Annotated in this window: 18 protein-coding genes; 11 read left to right on the top strand and 7 right to left on the bottom strand. The window is 43.1% G+C overall.

Annotated elements, in window-relative coordinates; genetic code table 11:
* Positions 1–4: 4 nt before the first annotated feature.
* Together COR50_RS15360 and metX are read right to left on the bottom strand one after the other, a co-directional pair.
* The gene (locus COR50_RS15360; RefSeq protein ID WP_198405667.1) at positions 5–2,866 is read right to left on the bottom strand and encodes a TonB-dependent receptor; all 2,862 of its coding nucleotides are present in this window, start codon (positions 2,864–2,866) and stop codon (positions 5–7) included.
* Positions 2,867–3,461: 595 nt separating this feature from the next.
* Positions 3,462–4,490: a homoserine O-acetyltransferase MetX gene (gene metX, locus COR50_RS15355; protein WP_098194801.1), complete on the bottom strand. Its 1,029-nt coding sequence runs from the start codon at positions 4,488–4,490 to the stop codon at positions 3,462–3,464.
* Between metX and COR50_RS15350 the strand changes: the two genes are divergently transcribed.
* From COR50_RS15350 to COR50_RS15330, 5 genes are all read left to right on the top strand, one after another.
* A complete protein-coding gene (locus tag COR50_RS15350; protein ID WP_098194800.1) occupies positions 4,490–4,684 on the top strand; it encodes a hypothetical protein in 195 nt (64 codons plus the stop codon). The two genes, metX and COR50_RS15350, sit on opposite strands and share 1 nt — an antisense overlap.
* 151 nt (positions 4,685–4,835) lie before the next feature.
* Complete coding sequence (locus tag COR50_RS15345; protein WP_098194799.1) at positions 4,836–5,264, top strand: OsmC family protein; 429 nt, start codon at positions 4,836–4,838, stop codon at positions 5,262–5,264.
* Between the two features lie 16 nt (positions 5,265–5,280).
* A complete protein-coding gene (locus COR50_RS15340) occupies positions 5,281–6,462 on the top strand; it encodes an O-succinylhomoserine sulfhydrylase (RefSeq protein ID WP_098194798.1) in 1,182 nt (393 codons plus the stop codon).
* A 220-nt stretch (positions 6,463–6,682) separates the two neighbouring features.
* Positions 6,683–7,057 carry a hypothetical protein gene (locus tag COR50_RS15335; RefSeq protein ID WP_098194797.1) on the top strand — a complete coding sequence of 125 codons (375 nt, stop codon included), beginning with the start codon at positions 6,683–6,685 and terminating at the stop codon, positions 7,055–7,057.
* Between the two features lie 134 nt (positions 7,058–7,191).
* Positions 7,192–9,711, top strand: a complete 2,520-nt coding sequence (locus COR50_RS15330) for a DUF5686 and carboxypeptidase regulatory-like domain-containing protein (RefSeq protein ID WP_098194796.1) — start codon at positions 7,192–7,194, stop codon at positions 9,709–9,711.
* 120 nt (positions 9,712–9,831) lie between these two features.
* Here COR50_RS15330 and COR50_RS22670 read toward each other — a convergent pair whose 3' ends face one another.
* Positions 9,832–9,954: a hypothetical protein gene (locus COR50_RS22670; RefSeq protein WP_262496272.1), complete on the bottom strand. Its 123-nt coding sequence runs from the start codon at positions 9,952–9,954 to the stop codon at positions 9,832–9,834.
* A 264-nt stretch (positions 9,955–10,218) separates the two neighbouring features.
* On the opposite strand from COR50_RS22670, the gene trhO reads away from it, so the two are divergent.
* Positions 10,219–11,268, top strand: a complete 1,050-nt coding sequence (gene trhO / locus COR50_RS15325; RefSeq protein ID WP_098194795.1) for an oxygen-dependent tRNA uridine(34) hydroxylase TrhO — start codon at positions 10,219–10,221, stop codon at positions 11,266–11,268.
* 284 nt (positions 11,269–11,552) lie between these two features.
* Here trhO and COR50_RS15320 read toward each other — a convergent pair whose 3' ends face one another.
* The 4 genes from COR50_RS15320 to abc-f form a co-directional block, all read right to left on the bottom strand.
* Positions 11,553–12,017: a hypothetical protein gene (locus COR50_RS15320; RefSeq protein ID WP_098194794.1), complete on the bottom strand. Its 465-nt coding sequence runs from the start codon at positions 12,015–12,017 to the stop codon at positions 11,553–11,555.
* A 180-nt stretch (positions 12,018–12,197) separates the two neighbouring features.
* Positions 12,198–13,607, bottom strand: coding sequence for a sensor histidine kinase (locus COR50_RS15315; protein ID WP_157760902.1), 1,410 nt, complete (start codon positions 13,605–13,607; stop codon positions 12,198–12,200).
* An 8-nt stretch (positions 13,608–13,615) separates the two neighbouring features.
* The gene (locus COR50_RS15310; RefSeq protein ID WP_098194792.1) at positions 13,616–14,305 is read right to left on the bottom strand and encodes a response regulator transcription factor; all 690 of its coding nucleotides are present in this window, start codon (positions 14,303–14,305) and stop codon (positions 13,616–13,618) included.
* Positions 14,306–14,508: 203 nt separating this feature from the next.
* The gene (gene abc-f, locus COR50_RS15305; protein WP_098194791.1) at positions 14,509–16,500 is read right to left on the bottom strand and encodes a ribosomal protection-like ABC-F family protein; all 1,992 of its coding nucleotides are present in this window, start codon (positions 16,498–16,500) and stop codon (positions 14,509–14,511) included.
* Positions 16,501–16,657: 157 nt separating this feature from the next.
* On the opposite strand from abc-f, the gene COR50_RS15300 reads away from it, so the two are divergent.
* From COR50_RS15300 to COR50_RS15280, 5 genes are all read left to right on the top strand, one after another.
* A complete protein-coding gene (locus tag COR50_RS15300) occupies positions 16,658–17,242 on the top strand; it encodes a DUF3347 domain-containing protein (RefSeq protein ID WP_098194790.1) in 585 nt (194 codons plus the stop codon).
* Between the two features lie 215 nt (positions 17,243–17,457).
* Positions 17,458–19,398 (top strand): threonine--tRNA ligase, encoded by a 1,941-nt coding sequence (gene thrS / locus COR50_RS15295; protein ID WP_098194789.1) that lies wholly within the window; start codon positions 17,458–17,460, stop codon positions 19,396–19,398.
* Between the two features lie 102 nt (positions 19,399–19,500).
* Positions 19,501–20,157, top strand: coding sequence for a translation initiation factor IF-3 (infC, locus tag COR50_RS15290; protein ID WP_098194788.1), 657 nt, complete (start codon positions 19,501–19,503; stop codon positions 20,155–20,157).
* A 29-nt stretch (positions 20,158–20,186) separates the two neighbouring features.
* Complete coding sequence (locus tag COR50_RS15285; protein ID WP_198405666.1) at positions 20,187–20,471, top strand: DUF2905 domain-containing protein; 285 nt, start codon at positions 20,187–20,189, stop codon at positions 20,469–20,471.
* Positions 20,472–20,626: 155 nt separating this feature from the next.
* Complete coding sequence (locus tag COR50_RS15280; protein ID WP_098194787.1) at positions 20,627–21,622, top strand: cation diffusion facilitator family transporter; 996 nt, start codon at positions 20,627–20,629, stop codon at positions 21,620–21,622.
* Positions 21,623–21,808: the final 186 nt, after the last annotated feature.

Below are 21,808 nucleotides of genomic sequence, written 5' to 3'. Positions count from 1 at the left end.
ATTATTATTTTGCCAACAAGCCTTCAAACGTAATCGATGCATAGTAAACCGCACCAATAGAAGGATTACCGAATGAAGTAATATACTGGTGATTCAACACATTCGATCCGCCGATCTTAACCATCGCTTTCGCGGATGGAATTTTGTAGTTGACCTGTGCATCCAATGTACTGAATGCCGGCACATCTCCAACAGCGAAAGTGGAAGTCCAGCGGTAAGTGTCCTGCCAACGGAAATTAATGTTGAAGCCGATGTTTTTATAAACGTTCCGGTTACCTACGCCGAGATTAAAACGCCATTTGGGGGTGTTGAAATCGTTATACAACTCCGTGGATTTATCTACGATCGTATTAAAGGAGGTATTGGTAGAGAAAGTCCAGGTATTGACAACATAATCCAAACCGATAGCGCCACCATGTGTTTTCACTTCGTTCGTGCTATTAACTACGGTTGAGAAGATCTTGGCATCGGAACTCGCTAAGCCCATCGGGGTTCCATCGGGAGATTGAATGATGTTTAGTGTAGAAACAAAATTTTTGTACCTGTTATAATAGTAATAAGCATCGATTAAAAGTCTCTTGTTAATCAAGCCGCGGTAACCGATCTCGTAAGCGCTAACACTTTCGGGCTTGAACTTGGCAAAGGTATGTTGCTTCAGCACGCTAGGATCCCCTGTAAGTTGGAACTGTTGAACACTTGCTTGTGTATAGCCCTTGTTATTATAAAGGTCATATTTCTCCAACATACTTTGTAAACCGCCGATTAAACGGGTATTGGCCCGAACGAGTAAATCGATATATTGATTTTGCGTGGTTGGATTGCGGAAACCTGTTTGATAAGATAAGCGGATATTATTTTCAGGCGCTACCGTAAATACTGCTGCTAAACGCGGGGTAAAACGCCCTGTAAAATTTTCATTTTTATCATAGCGAACAGAGCCGGTTAAACTGATCTTATCTTGTGCCAATTTCTTATGTACTTGCAAGAACCCGCCGTATTCATCAATTTTAATATCCTGGTTGGCATCATCGAAGATCGTACCATCGGAATTTAAATCGTACCTCCTGTAAGAAGCGCCTACTTGTAAATCGAATATCTTGATAGCATCGCTGAAATTATACATCCCCTCATAATGGTACATATTTGTTTTATCGTTGAATTTTGCCCCTCCACGGCCAGCACCAACACCGATATAGCGATTCGTTAGGTCTTTCTTCGCCGCTTCAAATTCAGGAGTTCCCGGTAAATAGCGGTTTGCATCCGCTTGGCTCCTAGCGTATAATAATGCCGTGCTTAAATCTTGACCTTGCGCCCTTGCACCCACCAGGTTACCGATAAATGTGGGGTACCATTCAGAAGCGCTGGGCGACCAAGTTTCGTTCATCAAGCTGGAGAGGGCAGTAGCATTATAAGAATCGCCGGAACGTTCCTGCGTCGTGTAACCGCGAACATAGAAGTTTTTACCGCGCAGTTCGACTTTATATTGACCCATATTGAAATCACTGAGAGAATAACGATCGGCGCCTGTGTAAACACTGGTACCGCGCCCCCAGTTTCCTTGTAGAATTAATTCCAAAGTATTCGTAAACCTGTAATGCAAAGCAAGGTTAGCTCTTAAAATCCGGGTATCATAATCTACCACATCAGATTCATTGTAACCGGTACGGGATACAACGGTATCAGGAATCAGCCCATTTTGCAAACCCAGTAAAAAAGGTTGCGCCTGCGGTAATGTTTGTAAAGCGGCATCTACATATCCCGGTGGGGGATTAGCGCCGCCGTTGGCTTGTTGGTATTGAGCTATAATCTGCTGACGCATGGCGTTCAAGATCCCGTTAGCGGCATCTTGCAAATTCGCATTGATCTCATCGCCATACACGTTGATACCGTCATAATTAGGATCGTCTTTATGGGAATAGCCGGGAATATTTTTCAGGAATAAGCGGTTGATATTAGAAGAATCTTGAGCCCTCCAATCATTGGCTTGCATATAAGAAACGCCTACTTTGAACGCGAATTTCCCGAATGCCTTGGCATACCGGGCGCTCAGATCGGGAATGAAACTGGTGCCGACCCCTTGTTTCTTACCGACATGGTTGATCCCGCCTTTTAATTGAAGGCTTAATCCCTGGTAATCGTAAGGATTTTTACTCGTCATAATCAAGGTACCATTTGTACCACCTGCGCCATATAAAGCGGAAGAGGCGCCGGGTAACAATTCAACGCTTTCAACATCCAGGTCGCTCATGCCCAGGATATTACCCACGGAGAAGTTCAGGCCGGGCGCCTGGTTATCCATTCCATCAACAAACTGGTTGAAACGGGTATTACCATTTGAATTAAAACCGCGGGTAGTTACCGAGTTAAACGTTAAACTCTGTGTACTAAACTCCACGCCTTTAATATTTTGTAAAGAGTTATAAAAGCTCATCGCGGGGGTTTCACGGATCGCTTGCGTATTGATTTTCTCTATGGATACAGGCGATTCCATGATGCTTTGGGAAACGCGGCTAGCCGAAACCACGACTTCCTGCCCGAGTATTTGCGTGGAAACAAGCGCCACTTCTATTGTTTGCCCCGCATTGGTAACGACCAGGTCCTGCGTTTTAAAGCCTACATAACTAAAGGTTAATGTGATAGGGAAAGGTTGGCTTACCGTTAATTTAAATTGTCCTTCACCATCTGTAACTGTTCCCGTATTAGTTCCTTTCACGGCAACAGAAACACCTACCAGTTTTTCACCTGTAGTTTTGTTGGTAACCGTTCCTTGCAGGGTTGAATTTTGTTGCGCCGAGGCATACTGAAGCATTACCGTGGTACACAGCATTGTTAGTAGCAGGCAGAATTTGTGTAAACTGCTCTTCATAAATGATGGAATTTAGGGTGTCTCTGAAATATTACTCTATAATTATTGTTCTATAAGTCTCCGAAAGGAGCTGTGGATTAAAAAAGTATCATCTTTTATCAGCATATGCTTTTCAATTGGATTGAATCAGCCTAGCTAGGGAATCATTGTTGCGACCCTGGAATTTTTGGTTAAAGGTTAATAAATCTACAGGCACTACATTTCAACAACAGCTTTTCCTACCTGGATTAAAGCACGGTCAGTTACTAAGGTTACTAAGAAATATGTTTAATTAATCTAAATATAAGAAATTTAGGAATACAAAATCACTGGCCGAATGCTAAATTTTGCATTGCTTTTTTCAGAATGCTTTCGGCAAATAATTAAATACTCAAAATTCTTTGCAGGTTCGAGCTTCCAAGCTCAGACTTCCGCGTGGTATAATGTTCTACTGATAGGATATCGTGCACCTGTTTTAGGAATTCTAAATTGAATGTTTATGTGCGGGGAGGGCGCGCTTTTTCGTTTCCGATAAAATTGTCAATGTTCCAAATTGTTCGTCGGTCCGAGCTTGGAAGCTCGAACCAGCAAGGCTTTCCGAACGTTTGAAACGCTACTAAATCTCTTTTTTATCCAAGAAGTCCAATAATATTGCGCCGATCGTTTCAAATTCAATCAGGAAACCATCATGACCATACGGGGAATCGATTTCATGGTAAATCGTGTGCGGCATATTTTCCGCGATTAAACGCTGTTCTTCCGGAGGACATAATATATCGCTGGTAATGCCGATGAGTAAGGTTGGTTGAAGAATTTTTTTCAGCATGTCATCCGTATCGCCATCTCTGCCGCGTGCAATGTTATGGCTATCCATTGCCTTGGTCAAGATCCAATAACTTTGGGCATTGAAGCGCTTAACCAACTTGTCGCCTTGATAATTGATATATGAAGATGCCCTGAAATGATCTACTTTTTCTTTATCGGGATCAGATTGTGTGCGTACAAAAGTTTGATAGTTCCGGTACGAGATCATACCGATGCCACGGGCAGCTTTTAAACCATTTCTACCTGCATCCGGCTGAGGCAAATTCCATGTAGGATCCGCTTCGATAGCCAGGCGTTGCGAGGTGTGAACGGCAATTCCCCAGGCACTTTCCGCAGCGCCTGTACACAAGATGAACAACCGGTCGATGACAGCGGGTTCTAAAATCGACCATTCTAATACTTGGTAACCGCCCATTGAACCGCCAACGAGAAGATGAATTTTGCGGATGTCCAAGTGTTTTCTCAACAACTGGTGTGCCTTCACGATATCGCGGATCGTGATTTGTGGGAAAGATGCGAAATAAGGCTCTCCCGTAGCCGGGTTTATGCTATGCGGCCCGGTGGTGCCGTAGCAAGAACCCAGGATGTTGGCACAGATAACAAAATACTTCGACGTATCAATCGGCTTACCATCACCTACCAGTCCCGACCACCAATCGGCCACCTGCGAGTTAGCCGTCAGGGCGTGACAAATCCAGATCACGTTATCGCCGCCGGCATTGAGTGTACCGTAGGTGCTGTACGCGATATCCAAAGCAGGAAGCGCTTCGCCGGATTCCAATTCAAATGTTTGATCGATATGATAAATTGCCTGTGCCAATGATTCAATTTTGCGCAAAATTAATCGAACAGCGGCATTGTAACAAGGAATTAACCGAATTTATACGCCCCGGGGCTTTACTTAGCAGCATCATGTTACGGGCATTGACATCCCGGGAGCGCCGGATACTACAGGGAAAAAAGCTTGGCAGGATTCATACGGATGCAGTGAGTGACACAACCGGCGCCGGGTAGAGAACTGGTGCTGACTAACAAATCTAACTTGCAACTTACCGGCCGCATCCCGGGGAAGGGTATTATCAACAAACTGCCAGGATCGGCAGCAAGGGGGTAGCTATGCTGGTTGATATTGATTATCTTTGAAGCCAAATAAGCATGTAATACGATGAAAATAGCTTTGAAAAGAATCGATGACAGCTTCAATATGGAAGCTGTAGATGAATTGGGTCATTCTGTTTTGATGGATTCATCCGTCGAAAACGGGGGTAAGAACAACGGTATCCGTCCCATGCAAATGTTGATCATGGGTTTGGGAGGCTGTTCCGCGATAGATGTAGTGATGATCCTGAAGAAGCAACGTCAGCATATTACAGGTTTTGAAATTTCGATCGATGCAGAACGGGAGAAGGGTAAGGAACCATCGCTTTGGGAATCGGCACACCTGGTATTCCGTATTGATGGCGATGTGGACCCGGACAAAGCGCGTAGGGCCGTAGAATTATCGATGGATAAATATTGTTCCGTAGCCGAAACACTGCGCCAGGGTAATACGAACCTGACCTGGGAAGTGAAAGTAAACGAATCTGCCAATTAGTACAAAGAATTTTAGCATGAAATCATCCTACCATCCGGAAACAGACGCGGTACGTTTACAAACGCACCGTACCGAACAAATGGAACATTCGACGCCAATGTTCCTCACTTCCAGCTTCTGCTTCGATAATGCCGAAGAGATGAGGGCGGCTTTTGCCGATGAAACCGACGATAATATTTACAGTCGTTTCAGCAATCCTAGCGTAGACGAGTTTACCCGTAAAATGATTGCATTGGAAGGTGCGGAAAGCGGTTTTTCAACTGCTTCGGGTATGAGCGCCATATTTGCTTGTTTCATGGCTTTCATGCAAACAGGCGACCACTTGATTTCTTCAAGATCCATCTTCGGGTCTACCCATACGATCATTACGAAGTTTTTCCCGAAATGGGGATTTTCTCATGATTATTTCGATATCAACGATCCCGCTTCGGTGGAAGCCCTGGTAAAACCAACGACACGGATGATCTACGTGGAAACGCCATCGAACCCCGGTTTGGAAATCGTTGATATGTCTATACTCTCCGCGATTGCGAAGAAGCATAACATTTTACTCTGCGTGGATAATTGTTTTGCTACACCCGTGATTCAACGCCCGGTTGAATTTGGGGCTGATCTCGTGGTGCATTCCGCCACGAAATGGATCGATGGACAAGGTCGCGTATTGGGCGGTGTGGTTGTGGGCCGGAAAGATTTAGTGAAAGATGTTTACACTTTTTGCAGGAGTACCGGGCCGTCGATGTCGCCATTCAATGCATGGGTGTTGAGCAAAAGCTTGGAAACTTTACATGTGAGGATGGATAAGCACAGCGCCAGCGCCCTGGAGATAGCGCAACGCTTGGAGCGCAACCCGCACCTGGAATGGGTAAAATATCCTTTCTTACCCAGCCACCCACAATACGAAATCGCGAAGAAACAAATGAGTAAAGGTGGCGGCGTAGTTTGCTTCGAGATTAAGGGCGGCTTAGATAAGGGCAGGCGGTTCTTAAATAACCTCAAGTTATTGTCGCTGACAGCTAATCTAGGTGATAGCAGAAGCATTGCTTCGCATCCTTCTTCCACTACGCATGCGAAACTGTCGGAAACGGAACGTTTGCAAGTAGGTATCACCCCGGGCTTGATCAGGGTATCTATCGGTTTGGAACACGTGGACGATATCATGAATGATATCGAGCAGGCATTGGAGAAAAGCATGGCTTAGATAACTTCATTGAGCGCTTTCAGGGATTTTTTTGAGGGGCTTGATGGTTTTGATATTTTTCTTCTAAGGAGAATTTGTAAAAATGTATTAAATTCAGTGTTGTGTGATGGTGTTTGGTTTCTATTGAGTTGGTATGAGTAAATGTGGTATTTGAGTGAACCGGTTACGATTAAATAGAAGTTCCTTTGAAAATGCCTTTCAAAATTTATAACCTGCATATATGCGTTTTATTGTTGCTCTAATTTTAACGGCGGCGGCAGCCTATGGATTGGGATTGTTTTTGGATTGGTGGGCGATTGCTATTGCTGCATTCTTGATCGGGTTACTTATTCCTCAGAAGGCCGGTACGGCGTTTATTTGTGGATTTTTATCCATCGCATTGCTTTGGTTTAGCCTGGCCTTTATTATTGATCTTTATAACGATCATATTATGGCTAATCGAATCAGTCAACTATTATTGCAACGTTATGCGCCGAAAACGATCGTTGTAATTACTGCTTTACTAGGTGGGATTGTAGGCGGCTTCTCTATGATGACCGCTGCTTTCGTGCGGAATAAGCGATTTCCGAAAAAAGTACGTTCCGTTTATAGTTGAACCCGATTTAGCAATCATAATCTTATCTTGATGGCAACCTAGAACTGTTAAGAGAAAGCCAATACCCGGTTAAAAATTCTCTAAAATAGAGCGGGAGGCTCACGATAAATGATCTATGCGATTATTTTTGACCCATGCGAATTATATCCGTTATTACCCTATTCCTGCTAATTGGAAACGTTTCCCAAGCTAGTACTATCCATGGTAAAATTACCGATGAGCAAAACAATCCCCTTGCTTTTGCAACCGTTTACCTCAAGGGTACTACGAACGGGACGACGACTAATATGAGCGGGGAATACGTTCTCGATGTATCCCCGGGAAGTTATACGATTGTTTGTCAATATATGGGCTACCAAAAGCAAGAGAAAGCCATAACGGTTGTCAATAACGACCTTGAACTGAACATTGTATTGAAACCGCTCAGTATGCAGATCAAGGAGGTGGTGATCAAATCAGGCGGGGAGGACCCGGCTTATGAAATCATCCGGCAAGCCATTAAGAAAAGGGAGTTCTATTTGAACCAGGTGAATGCTTATACCTGTGAATCTTATATAAAAAATCAACTGAAGCTGAAAGGCGTTCCAAGGAAAGTTTTCGGGCAAAAAATAGACAAGGGTGACCTGGGGGTAGATTCTTCCGGCAAAGGCATCGTTTTCCTGTCGGAGTCCGTAACGCAGGTTGCCTACCAGGAACCTAACAAGCTCAAATTGGAAGTGATTTCAGATCGGGTGAGTGGCGGCGATGGCTACGGCATTAGCTTCCCAATGTTTATCAATTTTTACGAAGCGAATGTACAACCATTATCTTCACAATTGAATCCGCGGGGATTCATTTCACCGATAGCCAATAACGCTTTATTCTATTATAAATACCGCCTCGAAGGAACCTTTATCGAAGATGGCAAAACGGTCAACAAGATATTAGTGATCCCGAGGCGAAAGTTCGAGCCCTTGTTTTCAGGCTATATTTTTATTACGGATGATGACTGGAGGATACATAGTACCGACTTGATGTTGACCAAGGATTACCAGTTGGAGTTAATCGATAGCTTGGAAATCAAGCAAACGCATATTCCGGTAGAAGCCGGCACCTGGCGTATTAAAGACCAGGTACTAACATTTACTTTGCACCAATTCGGGTTTAACCTGGGCGGCACCTTCGTGAATGTATATTCCAAATACAACCTGCACCCTACATTCAAGAAAGGTTATTTTAATCAAACATTGATGAAATATGACAGTGCCTCTCAAAAACGGAGCATGGCATATTGGGACACCATCAGGCCTGTACCTTTGGAAAAAGAAGAAGTAGAAGATTTCAGGAAAAAAGATAGTATTTCAAGGGCGATGAAGGACAGCGCCAACCTCAGGAAAAATATTGATAGTTTAAAAGCAAAGCAAGGACACGTTAAGTTTACAGATATTATTTGGGGCGGGGTAACCCGCAGGCATTATTTCATGGATGATACCGTGGTCGCACAGCATACTTTTAATATAAAGGGGCTGGCAAAATCATTACAATACAATACAGTCGAAGGTATAGTGCCTAGGATAGTTAGCAATATGTCGTTTAACTTGGGGAAAGGAAGATCCCTTGTATCGCAGACAGAGTTAAGGTACGGCATCAGTAACCAACATTTTAATGGTAATGCCTATTTCGCATATTCCGGTTTAAAGCCCGGCCGCAATACGAATGCACGCAATACATGGTCATTCGGCGGCGGTAAAAGGGTCAGCCAATTTAATAAAGCGAACCCGATCGATCCTTTAACCAACGAGTTTTATACGTTGCTATTCAAAGACAACTACATGAAACTATATGAAAACTGGTTTGGCTTTTTGGGTTTCCAAAGAGCATGGACCAGTTCATTGAGGTTAAGCAGCACCTTGTTATATGAAGATCGTTTACCATTGCAGAACACGACTGATTTTGTAATCTTCAAAAACGATAAGAAGTCCTTTACACCGAACCATCCCGAGGATTTAGCAGATATACCATTCGAACGTTCGCAAGCTGTCATTTTCAACGTAAATGCGAGTTATCAGCCCGGTCAACGGTTTATTGAATTTCCGACGGGGAAGGTACCTTTAGGATCGAAATACCCCACATTTAGTGTTTCCTACAGCAAGGGCATCAAAGATGTATTAGGCAGCGATGTGGATTATGACAAATGGAACTTTTCCGTTACGGATAACTTGAATTTTAAACTGTTCGGCATGTTCAAATACCGTGTTACTACCGGCGGGTTCTTCAATGACAATGCTTATACCATACCCGACATGCAGCATTTTAACGGCAACCAAACTTTTTATAACATCAATTATTTAAACAGCTTCCAGCTAGCTCCTTATTATAAATATAGTAATACAGCATCCCTATACGGGATGTTGAACGTTGAACATCATTTCAATGGTTTACTGACCAATAAGATACCGTTATTCAACCGTTTGAAATGGAACCTGGTAGCAGGCTCAAACATTTTCTATGTTAATAAGGACAACCAGTATTACGAGGTCTTTGCCGGCTTGGAAAATATATTGAAAATATTCAGGGTAGACGTGGTGGCAGGATACCAGAGTGACTCACCAACGAGGGTAGGCGTGCGCGTAGGGCTAGGCGGCTTACTTGGCGGGAACATCCAGGTGCGTTAATTGTTAGCAGGCATTTCCTTGGAAAAATAAAAATAGCCCGGAAGAATCTATGGTTCCCCGGGCTTTGTTTTTGCTTGCCATCTTTAAATATTTTTTCAGTTTTAGGGATTAAAAAGGATATCACCTTTCCCTTCGCATCGTGGCCTTGGAATCCTTGGGATCTTTACCGTAGAAATAAACCAATAGCCTGTAAACCCATAATGCGAGGATTGTTAAAAAAAAGTATAATACGTAAGGATGCATAAACAATCATTTTTAGGGTTAAGAAATATTTTGGTTGATAGCTAAAATTCAAAAATGATGCCACGCCTACATAGCAATGTCTTTCAATAATTAATAAATAAATACTTTTAGCAATACTTTACTTTATACTAGATCTTGGTTATAATATACTTTAGGGTAACGCTGAATAAGTAATTTCTTTTATACCTTTGCGTACTTAATTTACAATAACAATAGTGTTTGAAATTTTGTTCAACCGACGTTTGTCCTTAAAATTTCTAAAAAATGGTATTACACAACAGGGTTTCTGCCGAGGAACTCAAAAAGCAATTAGCGGCAGAAACATTCAAGCGGAAAACCGTATCGTTTTATCAATACGCCGACATTAAAGATCCACAAGCATTCCGCGATCAATTATATCTCCAGCTGTACGACTTAAAGGTTTTCGGTAGAATTTACGTGGCCCGCGAAGGCATCAATGCTCAAATCAGCATCCCGGAACACAACTACGATGCTTTCGTAGCGGTGATTTACGGTTATGACTTCATGAATGGCATCAGGTTGAATGTGGCGGTAGATGATAATGGTAAATCCTTTTGGGTGCTAAAGGTTAAAACCAGGGAAAAAATAGTAGCCGACGGCATAAACGATCCTAATTTCAATATTCTGAAACGTGGTAAGTACTTAAATGCCAAAGCCTTCAATGCCCTGGCAGAAGATCCGGATACCGTGATCATCGATATGAGGAACCATTACGAGTACGAAGTAGGCCATTTTGAAAATGCCATAGAAATACCTTCTGATACTTTCAGAGAACAACTGCCGATGGCTGTTGAGATGATGAAAGAACATAAGGATAAGAATATCATCATGTATTGCACCGGCGGCATCCGCTGCGAGAAAGCCTCTGCTTATATGCTGCATAATGGATTCGATAACGTGTTCCACCTCGAAGGTGGCATTATTGAATACAGCAATAAGGCGAAGGAATGGAACTTACAAAATAAGTTCCGCGGTAAAAATTTCGTGTTCGATGACCGCCTGGGAGAGCGTATCGGGGATGAAATAATTTCGCAATGTCATCAATGTGGCGCCCCCTGCGATACACATACTAACTGTAAAAACGAAGGCTGCCATCTATTGTTTATTCAATGTGAGGCCTGCGCCGAAAAATACAGGGGCTGTTGTAGCGAAGCTTGCCATGAAGTGGTTCTATTACCTGAAGAAGAGCAGGCTAAACTCAGGAAAGGAATCGATAAAGGCCAGATGATCTTCAACAAATCGAAACAAAGGTTGCGGCCCAGGTTGCAAGAAGGAAATAATCCCCGCACGTAAATAAATTTAACCGGGTTATACATAATTAAAACCGATCCATATTTGCCATGGCAATGGATCGGTTTGTTCTATCTACCCTGTATGATTTTTCTAGAGAAAATCCGCCCTGCGTTGTATCCTCTAAGGCAAGGCGGAAAGATTGTGCATGAACAGTTTAATTCAGGACTGTTGTTTACTATCTATCTATATGCGAACTAAAACCAATGCCTAATTTTTGTACTGGAATATCAACAATTATATACGATGATTTTATGCTACCGAGCTAACGATTTTACCATGTTTAATTAATCACTGGATTCGTTCAAAGCTTGGAATATCAATTGTTGATGGGATGAAACCAGTAACTCCCCAGGTTTTAAGCCACCTACTAGGTATAAATCCTTCCCCGGCGCCTGGTCGATATGAATTTCCCTGCTGGAAATATTATATCGATCTTTAAAAACCAGCACATAATAATGATGCTCGTTTTCTACTACCACGTTTCTCGGGATGATCACTTCCATCCGCTGCATCGCCCTATCGAGAATACTTGCAATATAATTTGTATCAAGGGCGCCCGCCTGTTGTAAAACATCACTTTGCGAAGGAAGTACCACGTTGTTTTGCTTAACCGTATCAAAAGTCAAAGCATCCAACATTACATCACTCAATACAAAGGTCCGCTTGATGGGGGTTTGCATATCGTGACGATGGCAGGCTGTAAATGATAACAGCGAAACAATGGCTATCAATGTAATGCATATTTTCATGTATCTATCAGCTTTGCCTATCAACTCCTCACCACTCCGTATCGTGAATTGTTTTTGATATTACAAAGGTCAAGAATAGGTATTAAAGCGAGCTTTAACCTAACTTAAAATGATATTAAAAAAGTAGGCCGGGTTATTGTCCAAATAAGACTTTAGCTAAAAAAAGGGGAGTAGCGTACATCACGATTTCCGTAACTTGACATGAAATGTTGTTCCATGGCCAACTTTAGACTCAACCGTAATTTGTCCACGGTGGAGTTGTACAATTTTCTTGCATATAGATAGACCTAATCCATGCCCACGTACATTGACCGTGTTTTCACCGCGGTAAAACGGTTCAAAAATGTTTTGCAAATCCGCCGGGGGAATGCCGATACCATCATCCTGCACCTTCACGGTGATATAGGAATCATCGAAGTCTATACTTACCAATGCCTTGTGTTGGGGACTGAATTTACAAGCGTTGTCGACCAGGTTCAGGAATAGGATTTTCAGCAGGCTTTCATTGCCTGGGCAGGTTATTTCATCATCCTGTTCGGGCATCCTTTCGAAACTGATTTCGATCTTACGTTTTTTATGATCCTGGACATTCACCAGGTTGGGAACATCCAATAACAATTCATCAATCCTGACAGCTTGGAACTTAAAATGCTGCTCACCGAGTTCGGATTGTGCTAATTGTAATAATCCGTTCGTAAGCTCGGACAGGTTCTCCGCATCCTCCAAAACCGATTGCAATATTTGTTTATAATCTTCGGCAGTACGATCCTTCCCGATAGCCACTTGCAATTGGCTTATAATAGCAGCCAACGGGGTTCTCAACTCGTGCGAAGCATTGCTCACGAAACTTTTCTGCAAATTAAAGGACTCTCCCAAGCGGTGCAACATCGTATTGAAATTAACGGCGAGTTGCGCAATTTCGTTCTTCCCCCTGATATTTACCTTGGCATTTTGCAAGTTGTTGACATTGATTTTATCCACTTGCCGCACCAAGCGGATAATAGGTTGTACCATTTGCTTGGCGAAGAAAAAGCCGATTGCTACCAGCAAAGCTACGCAGACAGCTAATTCTATTAATAGAATCCGCTTGAGGTTGGTCAGGTTTTGATGGCCAAATTTATCATAAGCCGAAACGAGCACCAGCAACGGTATTTTATTTGACGTATCATAAATGCCAACCAGCTCAAACTCATGGGCTTGCTCTGCATTTTCTTCCGTTACAAGCACCTGCTTATGCATATATTTTTCCCGTTTCAACAGCTCTAATTGGCGTATGTCGACCTGCACCACCTTATCTTGGATATTGGTATATACCAGGTCAAAATCAACCGGGTCATACACCATAATTTCTTCCAAGAACAAATCCTGGAAAGCCGTTTGATCAAGTTTATCGAGCAATAAAACATCCGATTTGATCTGGGCTCCATCGCCTAATACCTTGGCAATAGATTCGGCCCGGTATGTGAGTCGCCCCGTATATTCCTGTGTCCTCATCTTGGCAGAGAAGTAATAGGAGAAACTGGCAAAGGTCACCAGTAAAAGTACTGCTGACAATGAATAGTAAAGTGCTATTTTATACTTAATACTCAAGTGGAGTTTTAATCTTCATCGGCAGAGAGGTAATATCCCATCCCCGTTTTGGTGTGAAGTAATTTCTTATCAAAATCCTTATCAATTTTCTTACGGAGAAAGTTAACATATACTTCGATCACGTTCGTGCCGGTATCGAAATCGATATCCCAAACTTTTTCAGCGATGCTCAGTTTGGAAATTACTTTCCCGTTGTTTAGCGCGAGGAATTCGAGCAGTTGGTATTCTTTCGCGGTAAGGTTTATTTTTTTGCCTGCGCGTATAACTTCTTTCTTTTCACGATCAATTTCCAGATCACCGATAGCAATTTTATGTTGATAATTAGAAATATCCGTACCGACCCTTTTGAGGAACACCCTGATCCTGGCGAGTAGTTCCCTGAAGTCGAACGGTTTCACGAGGTAATCATCGGCCCCGAGATCGAAGGCTTGCATTTTATCTTCCATATCACCGAGGGCGGTCAGCATAATCACCGGGACGGCATTACTTTTTTCCCTTATCACGCGGCAAATATCGTAGCCGTTATAATGTGGGAGATTTAAATCGAGGATGACCAGGTCGTAAACATTATTGGTGGCCATACTCCGGCCTATTTTTCCATCGAAGGCCAGGTCTACTTCGAAACCATTTTCTTCCAAGCCTTTCTTAACGGCATTGGCCACTTTCACTTCATCTTCTACTACCAGAATTTTTTGCACGGGCTAATTTTTATTTAAAAGTATCACTATTGTCCAACTAAATATTAACCGGGGAGCAATTTGATCCCTCAATAGTTCGATTCAATGTCCACCTGCTCGTTTCTTACCTTTAAAGCATTTTTAGTCGGACTAAAATATAAAAGTATCGAAAAAAGCGATTCCTAAAAATAAGAAACCCGGCACAAAGTACCGGGCATTATCGTTTAATTTACAAGGCTGCTTTCCAAACTTACAATCTTTTCAAACACCTCTTCGTAAGCGTTATTCAGTTGATCAATTTCGGAGAGCAGTTGTTTATATTGTTTTTCACATTCCGTAAACTTCTTACCATCGCTATAAATATCAGGCGAGGCGAGATCGGCTTCAATCTTCACTTTCAGTTCATTTTTCTTTGCCAGGTCCTGTTCTATTTGTTGGAAAAGACGCTGCTGTTTCTGCAATTCCCGCTTGGCGTCCTTATCGATGGCGCCGTTAGGTTTTGCTGGTGGCGGGGGTGGCGGCGCACTAGCCACTTTAACTTCTACAGGTTTTTCCTTCCCGCGCTCTTTCTCCCTTTGTTTTTCCTGCTTTACCTTATTATTGGCAGCTTCCTGTGCGGCCATCCGTTTTTTAAACTCTTCCCATTCAGCGTAAGTACCTTTAAATTCCTTGATCTCACCATCTACGATTTCCCATATCTTGTTAGCGGTTTGGCTAACGAAATAACGGTCGTGAGATACAAGCACCAGGCTACCTTGGTATTTATTCAAGGCATCGATCAACATATCTACGGAGTTTATGTCCAGGTGGTTGGTCGGCTCATCGAGCAGTAAAAAATTAGCTTGGCCGATAATTGTTTTAGCCAAAGCTACGCGGGCTTTCTCCCCACCGGAAAGAATCCTGATTTTTTTATATACATCGTCACCTTGAAATAAGAAACAACCTAAAAGAGATCTCAGTTCTTGCTCGGTTTTTCCACTACCGGCAGTTTTCAGTTCTTCCAGGATTTCGTTATCGAGATGTAAACTTTCGAGTTGGTGTTGCGCATAAAAACTCTGCACCACGTTATGCCCGGGAGTGCGTTCCCCGTCGACAGGCTCCGTGCCCGCGATAATGCGCAATAATGTAGATTTCCCTTTACCGTTGGCACCGATCAGGCCGATTTTGTCGCCCCGGTTAATTTCGGCGCTGGCTTTTTTCAATATCTGGATATCACCGAAACTTTTCGATACATCCCTCAAGGTGCTTAATATCTTGCCCGGGACTTTGTCTACGCTGAAATTGATCCGGATCTTGGAAGGTCCGCTATCAACCTGTTCAACTAAATCCAGTTTATCGAGACGTTTCATGATACTTTGAGCTTGGGCCGCTTTACTGGCTTTGGCTTTAAATCGTTCGATGAAGCGCTCTTGCTGGCGGATATATTCCTGTTGATTTTCGTAAGCGCGCTGTTGCATATCCCGGCGAAGTTCCTTTTCAACTTCGTAATCGGAATAATTACCGGCATAATGATGGAGCTCCTGCTGGTATAATTCTACCACCTTATTGACCATGCGGTCTAAGAAATAGCGATCATGCGACACGATGATCACCGCCCCGTCATAGCTGGAAAGATAACGCTCTAACCATTCAATAGAAGGCAGATCCAAGTGGTTCGTCGGCTCATCGAGCATCAGCACATCCGGGTGTTGCAAGATTAAGCGGGCCAGCAGCACACGCATTCTCCAACCACCTGAAAATTCGCTGTAGGGGCGTTCCAAGTCAGCCGTGCTGAAGCCTAACCCTTCGAGTACCTGTGCCGTTTTATGGCGCATATTATAACCGTCGAGTGTTTCAAACTCATGCAAGCGATCGGCAAACTCGTTTAAAAGGGCATCGGACTGGTTTGTTTCCAGTTCCTTGGTAAGCCTATCAATCTCTTTCTCCACTTCCAATGCTTTTTGGAATGCCATCATTCCAACGCTCAGGATTGACTCGTCAGATTCAAAACTTAACAAGTCCTGGTTAAAGAAACCAAGGCTTAAATTTTTCACCTTGTTCACGCTCCCCGAAGCAATCGAATATTCACCGTTAATGATCCGAAGCAGGGTAGACTTACCCGTACCGTTCAAGCCGATCAAACCAACGCGATCACCCGGCACGATATGCCAGGAAGCATTTTTAACAATAGTCCTTGCACCAAATTCGAACGTGACGTCCTGCAACGCTAAAAGCATAAAAATTCCTATTAAACCGTCTTAAAATCTTATGATAAAGTTCAAAACATACAAAGTTAGTATTTTTTACGTGTAAATTCTGTTAAAACAAGGAGTTACCCCTAGTCATCTAACAAGAAATTAGCACTATCTTTACGTTGAACATCGTACGAATAGCATGAAAATAACTAGCATAGGGATACTTTTTTGTTGCCTCGCTTTTGCTGCTTGCAATAACCCGGACAAACATGCCCTGGCGAAAGAAACCGAACGCGATACAACAGCGGTATTGAAGGCATCTTACCCGCAAGAATTTTACGACAGTTTGAGCGCAGCCCTCGAAGCTTATTATGACTTGAGCGAAGCGCTGGTAAAGGCCGACACGGGTTTAGCCGATGGCCATGCCAAGCAGATGAAGCAACACATGGACAGCTTACCGTTCCATGTAATAGCCAACGACAGCATACGCGTGGAACAATTAAAAGCGGCCAGCGGGGATATCAGTGCAGAGTTGCTTGGCTTGAGCTTAGAAAACACGGGGATCGAAGCGCGCAGGGCAGACTATCAAGTTGTTTCGGATATGCTGTATGAATTTATCCGCGCAACCGGTATTAAAGGCCAAACAGTTTACCGCCAATATTGCCCGATGGCATTCGATGATCGCGGCGCTTATTGGTTAAGTAAAACTCCCGGCATTCATAACCCCTATTTCGGTGATGCCATGCCGGATTGCGGCTCAACAACCGACACGTTGAAGTATTAATGTGAATTTTTGACAGGATTCATTTAAATCCTTCAAAATCAAAAAGTTTGGCATAATAGTAGCGGTAGTTAAACATGAACCCATGTTAATTTTTATGAATTAGAAAAATTTAGGAGATATAAATCAACTCACTGCAAATAAATCTCCACTCAATTTCTTAACTTCGCAAGCATTTTAAAATAGTATTTGAATCGCACATAAGCGTAGAAAAATTTATGATCAACATTACATTCCCGGATGGCAACGTAAGACAGTACGAAGATGGCGTTACTGCGTTGGACATTGCCAAATCCATTAGTGAAGGATTGGCAAGAAAAGTATTGGCAGCAAAGGTAAACGACCAGGTGATGGACGCGACGCGCCCCATCACGAAAGACGCTACCCTGCAATTACTGACGTGGGTGGATACGGATGGGAAAGCCACCATGTGGCACTCTTCTGCGCACTTGATGGCCGAAGCGCTGGAAGCATTATACCCGGGGGTGAAGTTCGGTATCGGGCCGGCCATCGAGAACGGGTTCTATTATGACATCGATCTTGGCGACAGGGCTATTAGCGATGAAGACCTGGAGAAAATCGAGAATAAGATGAAGGAGCTTGCCAAGCAGAACAACAGTTACGATAGGAAAGAAGTATCTAAAGCAGATGCTTTGCAATACTTTAATGATAAAGAAGATCAATACAAGCTGGAATTGATCCGCGACTTGGAAGACGGTAAAATTACGTTTTACTCCCAAGGTAACTTCACGGATCTTTGCCGCGGCCCGCACATTCCCTCCACCGGGTTTATCAAGGCCATTAAATTAACCAGTATTGCCGGGGCATATTGGCGCGGGAATGAAAAGAACAAGATGCTGACCCGCATTTACGGTATCACTTTCCCGAATCAAAAAGAGCTGGATGAATATTTAGCGCTGATCGAGGAAGCCAAGAAAAGGGATCACCGGAAACTCGGTAAGGAGTTGGAACTTTTCACTTTCTCTGAAAATGTAGGGCTGGGCTTGCCTTTATGGTTGCCTAAAGGCGCCATGCTGCGCGACCGCCTGGTACAGTTTTTGCAAAAAGCACAAATCGACAGCGGGTATTTGCCCGTGGTGACGCCGCATATCGGTAATAAAAAATTATATGTGACTTCCGGTCACTACGAAAAATATGGAAAGGATAGTTTCCAACCGATCGAAACACCGGAAGAAGGCGAGGAGTTCATGTTAAAACCGATGAACTGCCCGCATCACTGTGAAATTTACAAGGCTTCTCCTAAATCGTACAAAGATTTACCCGTACGTTTCGCAGAGTTTGGCACCGTGTACCGCTACGAGCAGCATGGTGAGTTACATGGTTTGACCAGGGTACGTGGCTTTACTCAAGATGATGCCCATTTATTCTGCCGTCCGGACCAGGTAAAAGAAGAGTTCATCAAGGTAATAGACTTGGTACTGCATGTTTTCAAAAGCCTGAGCTTCACCGAATACGTGGCACAGATTTCGCTGAGAGATCAAGAAGATCGTTCCAAGTATATCGGTTCGGAAGAAAACTGGAACCTGGCGGAGCAAGCGATTATCGAATCCGCAGCAGAGAAAGGTTTGAACACCGTGATCGAATACGGCGAAGCGGCCTTTTACGGTCCGAAGCTGGACTTCATGGTAAAAGATGCATTGGGCAGGAAATGGCAGCTAGGAACGATCCAGGTGGATTATAATTTACCGGAAAGGTTCGAGTTGGAATATATTGGAGCCGATAACCAGAAACATCGCCCGGTGATGATCCATAGGGCGCCGTTCGGTTCGCTAGAGCGGTTTATAGCCGTGTTAATCGAGCACTGCGCCGGAAAATTCCCATTATGGTTGACGCCGACCCAGGTAAAAATTTTGCCAATTAGTGATAAAAGTTTAGATTATGCTAGAAAAGTAGGTGAATTGCTTAAAAAAGCCGAAATTCGCGCAGAAATAGACGAGCGAGGAGAAAAAATAGGCAAGAAGATCCGCGAGGCAGAGTTAGCGAAAATTCCGTATATGTTAGTAATCGGTGAAAAAGAAGCCGCCGATGAAAAGGTAGCAGTTCGCAGGCAAGCCAAAGGCGATTTGGGAACCATGGATATTCCTTCTTTTATTGAAATGATCCAAGAAGAAGTAGACCAACGTAAACCATTTGAATAATTCGATTGTATATATTTCCGTTCTTTTGTAGTATTTTACATTTTTTGATAGGTATCCTACAAAAGACGCAACATTTGTAATTAGTAATTCTCATTTTTTTAAATGCAAAAAGGACCAAGACCAAATTTTAACCGGGGTAGAAATCCCAATTTCAGAAGAGAACAACAACAAGAACACCGTACCAACAGGATGATCCGTGTGCCGGAAGTAAGGCTGGTTGGTGAAAATGTCGAGGTTGGTGTATATAAAACAGAAGATGCGTTGCGCATGGCTGAAGAACAAGGTTTAGACCTTGTTGAAATTTCCCCAAATGCAGCTCCACCGGTTTGCCGTATCATTGACTATAACAAGTTCCTTTACGAAAAGAAGAAGAAGGAAAAGGAAATGAAGGCTAAAGCCCACAAGAGTGAAGTGAAGGAAATTCGTTTTACCCCGAATACCGACGATCATGACTTCGATTTTAAAGCGAAACACGCCGAGAAGTTTTTGAAAGATGGTAACAAGGTAAAAACATATGTTCAGTTTAAAGGTCGCGCCATCATGTTTAAAGAGCGCGGTGAACTTATTTTGCTTAAATTTGCAGAACGCTTAGCTGAAGTAGGCGCACTTGAAGGCATGCCTACGATGGAAGGTAAGAGGATGATTGCCATCTTTGCCCCCAAAGCCGCCAAAAAGAAAACCGGCGAAGGCAAGGAAGGTAAAGAAAACAAGGAGCCCAAAGCGCCCCGCGAACCTAAACCTACCAGCGAAAGCAAATAAATTAGGCTTAAGTGTTAATGAAATAGTTTTTGGAAAATGCCCGGGAAGATGGACCCGGGCTTTTCTTTTTAACACAAAGGAATATCCAGATGAAAGAAACCGGAAAAATAATCGTCCTCGTTGGTATCATCATCGTCTTCATAGGAATCATCACCTGGCTTTGGGGAGATAAGTTCAAATGGCTTGGAAAACTTCCGGGGGATATCCGTATTGAAAGAGACAACTTTAGCTTCTATGCACCCATCACCACCATGGTAATCATCAGTATCGTCCTCAGCGGCCTCCTTTACCTTATCGGGAAATTTTTGAAGTAGCCTTGAAACAAAATTTAGTCCAGCCTAAAAAATAGAAATCCTGATAAAAATAAATTTATTGATTTTCAATTAATTATAGATTATCCAGAAAATAACAATTCCTTAATTTTTTAGATTGGTCTAAACGGTATATTTTCGCAAAAAAGTATATCCTATTGATCAAAAAAGAGCTAAAAATCATCATCATCTCCTTGGTTGTGAGTTGTTTATTAACTTTCGCCAAATTTGGAGCTTACTTCGTTACCCATTCCGTGGCCATCCTTTCGGACGCATTAGAATCCATCATTAACGTTGTAGCCGGCGCTTTTGCATGCTATAGTATTTATCTCTCGGGCAAGCCCAAGGATGAAGACCATCCATATGGGCACGGGAAGGTTGAATTTTTCTCAATTGGCTTCGAGGGAGCCATGATTTTCATTGCCGGTTGCTTGATCTGGGTCAAAGCAATTACTTTCTTCTTTTCCCCCCATGAGCTGCACAAGGTCGACAGCGGCTTGTACGTCATCATGGGAACGTCTGTAGCCAATTTTGTCCTGGGTAAGTTCTTGGTTAGCCAAGGCAAAAAAGCCCCCTCCATTACGTTACAGGGAAACGGAAAACATATCCTGTCTGATGCTTATAGTTCCATTGGACTGATCGCCGCCCTAGGCTTGATAAAGCTTACCGGGTGGACTTATATCGATCCCATCGCCTCGTTAATTTTCGGCGGGATCATATTATACCAAGGTTACCGCCTGATGCGTCAATCAATTTCCGGGTTGATGGATGAAACGGATAAACAGGTGATAGACCAAATCGTGCAGTTGTTTACCAAGAACAGGACCCCGGCCATGATCGACGTGCATAACATGCGGGTACAGCAATACGGTAGTAATTACCATATCGATTGCCATATCACGATGCCGTATTATTATTCATTAAAAGCCGTACATGACGAGATCGACCGGTTGGAAAACCAGGTAAACAAACAGATTTTTTCAGGCGATGCCGAGTTTTTCATCCACATGGATCCATGTACCAGTCAAAGTTGCCCGTTATGCCTGGTGGAAAACTGCCCCGCTAGAAAACACCGGTTTGAAGGCAAGGTAGAATGGAGTAGGGATAACGTACTTCCCAACAGGAAACATGATATAGAAGCTATTGATAAATAAAAATCATTGTTGTCCGACTAAATTTTAACCGGGGAGTACTTTTGATCCCTCAATAGTTCGATTCAATGTTCATCTACTCCTTTCTTGTACTTTTTTGCTTGCCCAAAAAAGGGCACAAATTGGCCATTACAGCCACCAATTTGATCGCTCGATCTGGCCTTTCTATTACTATAGCCAAGCTACCCT

The organism is Chitinophaga caeni (assembly GCF_002557795.1).
Classification (GTDB): domain Bacteria; phylum Bacteroidota; class Bacteroidia; order Chitinophagales; family Chitinophagaceae; genus Chitinophaga; species Chitinophaga caeni.
Note: the sequence above shows the minus strand (reverse complement) of the source record. Positions and strands in the feature narration are given on the sequence as shown.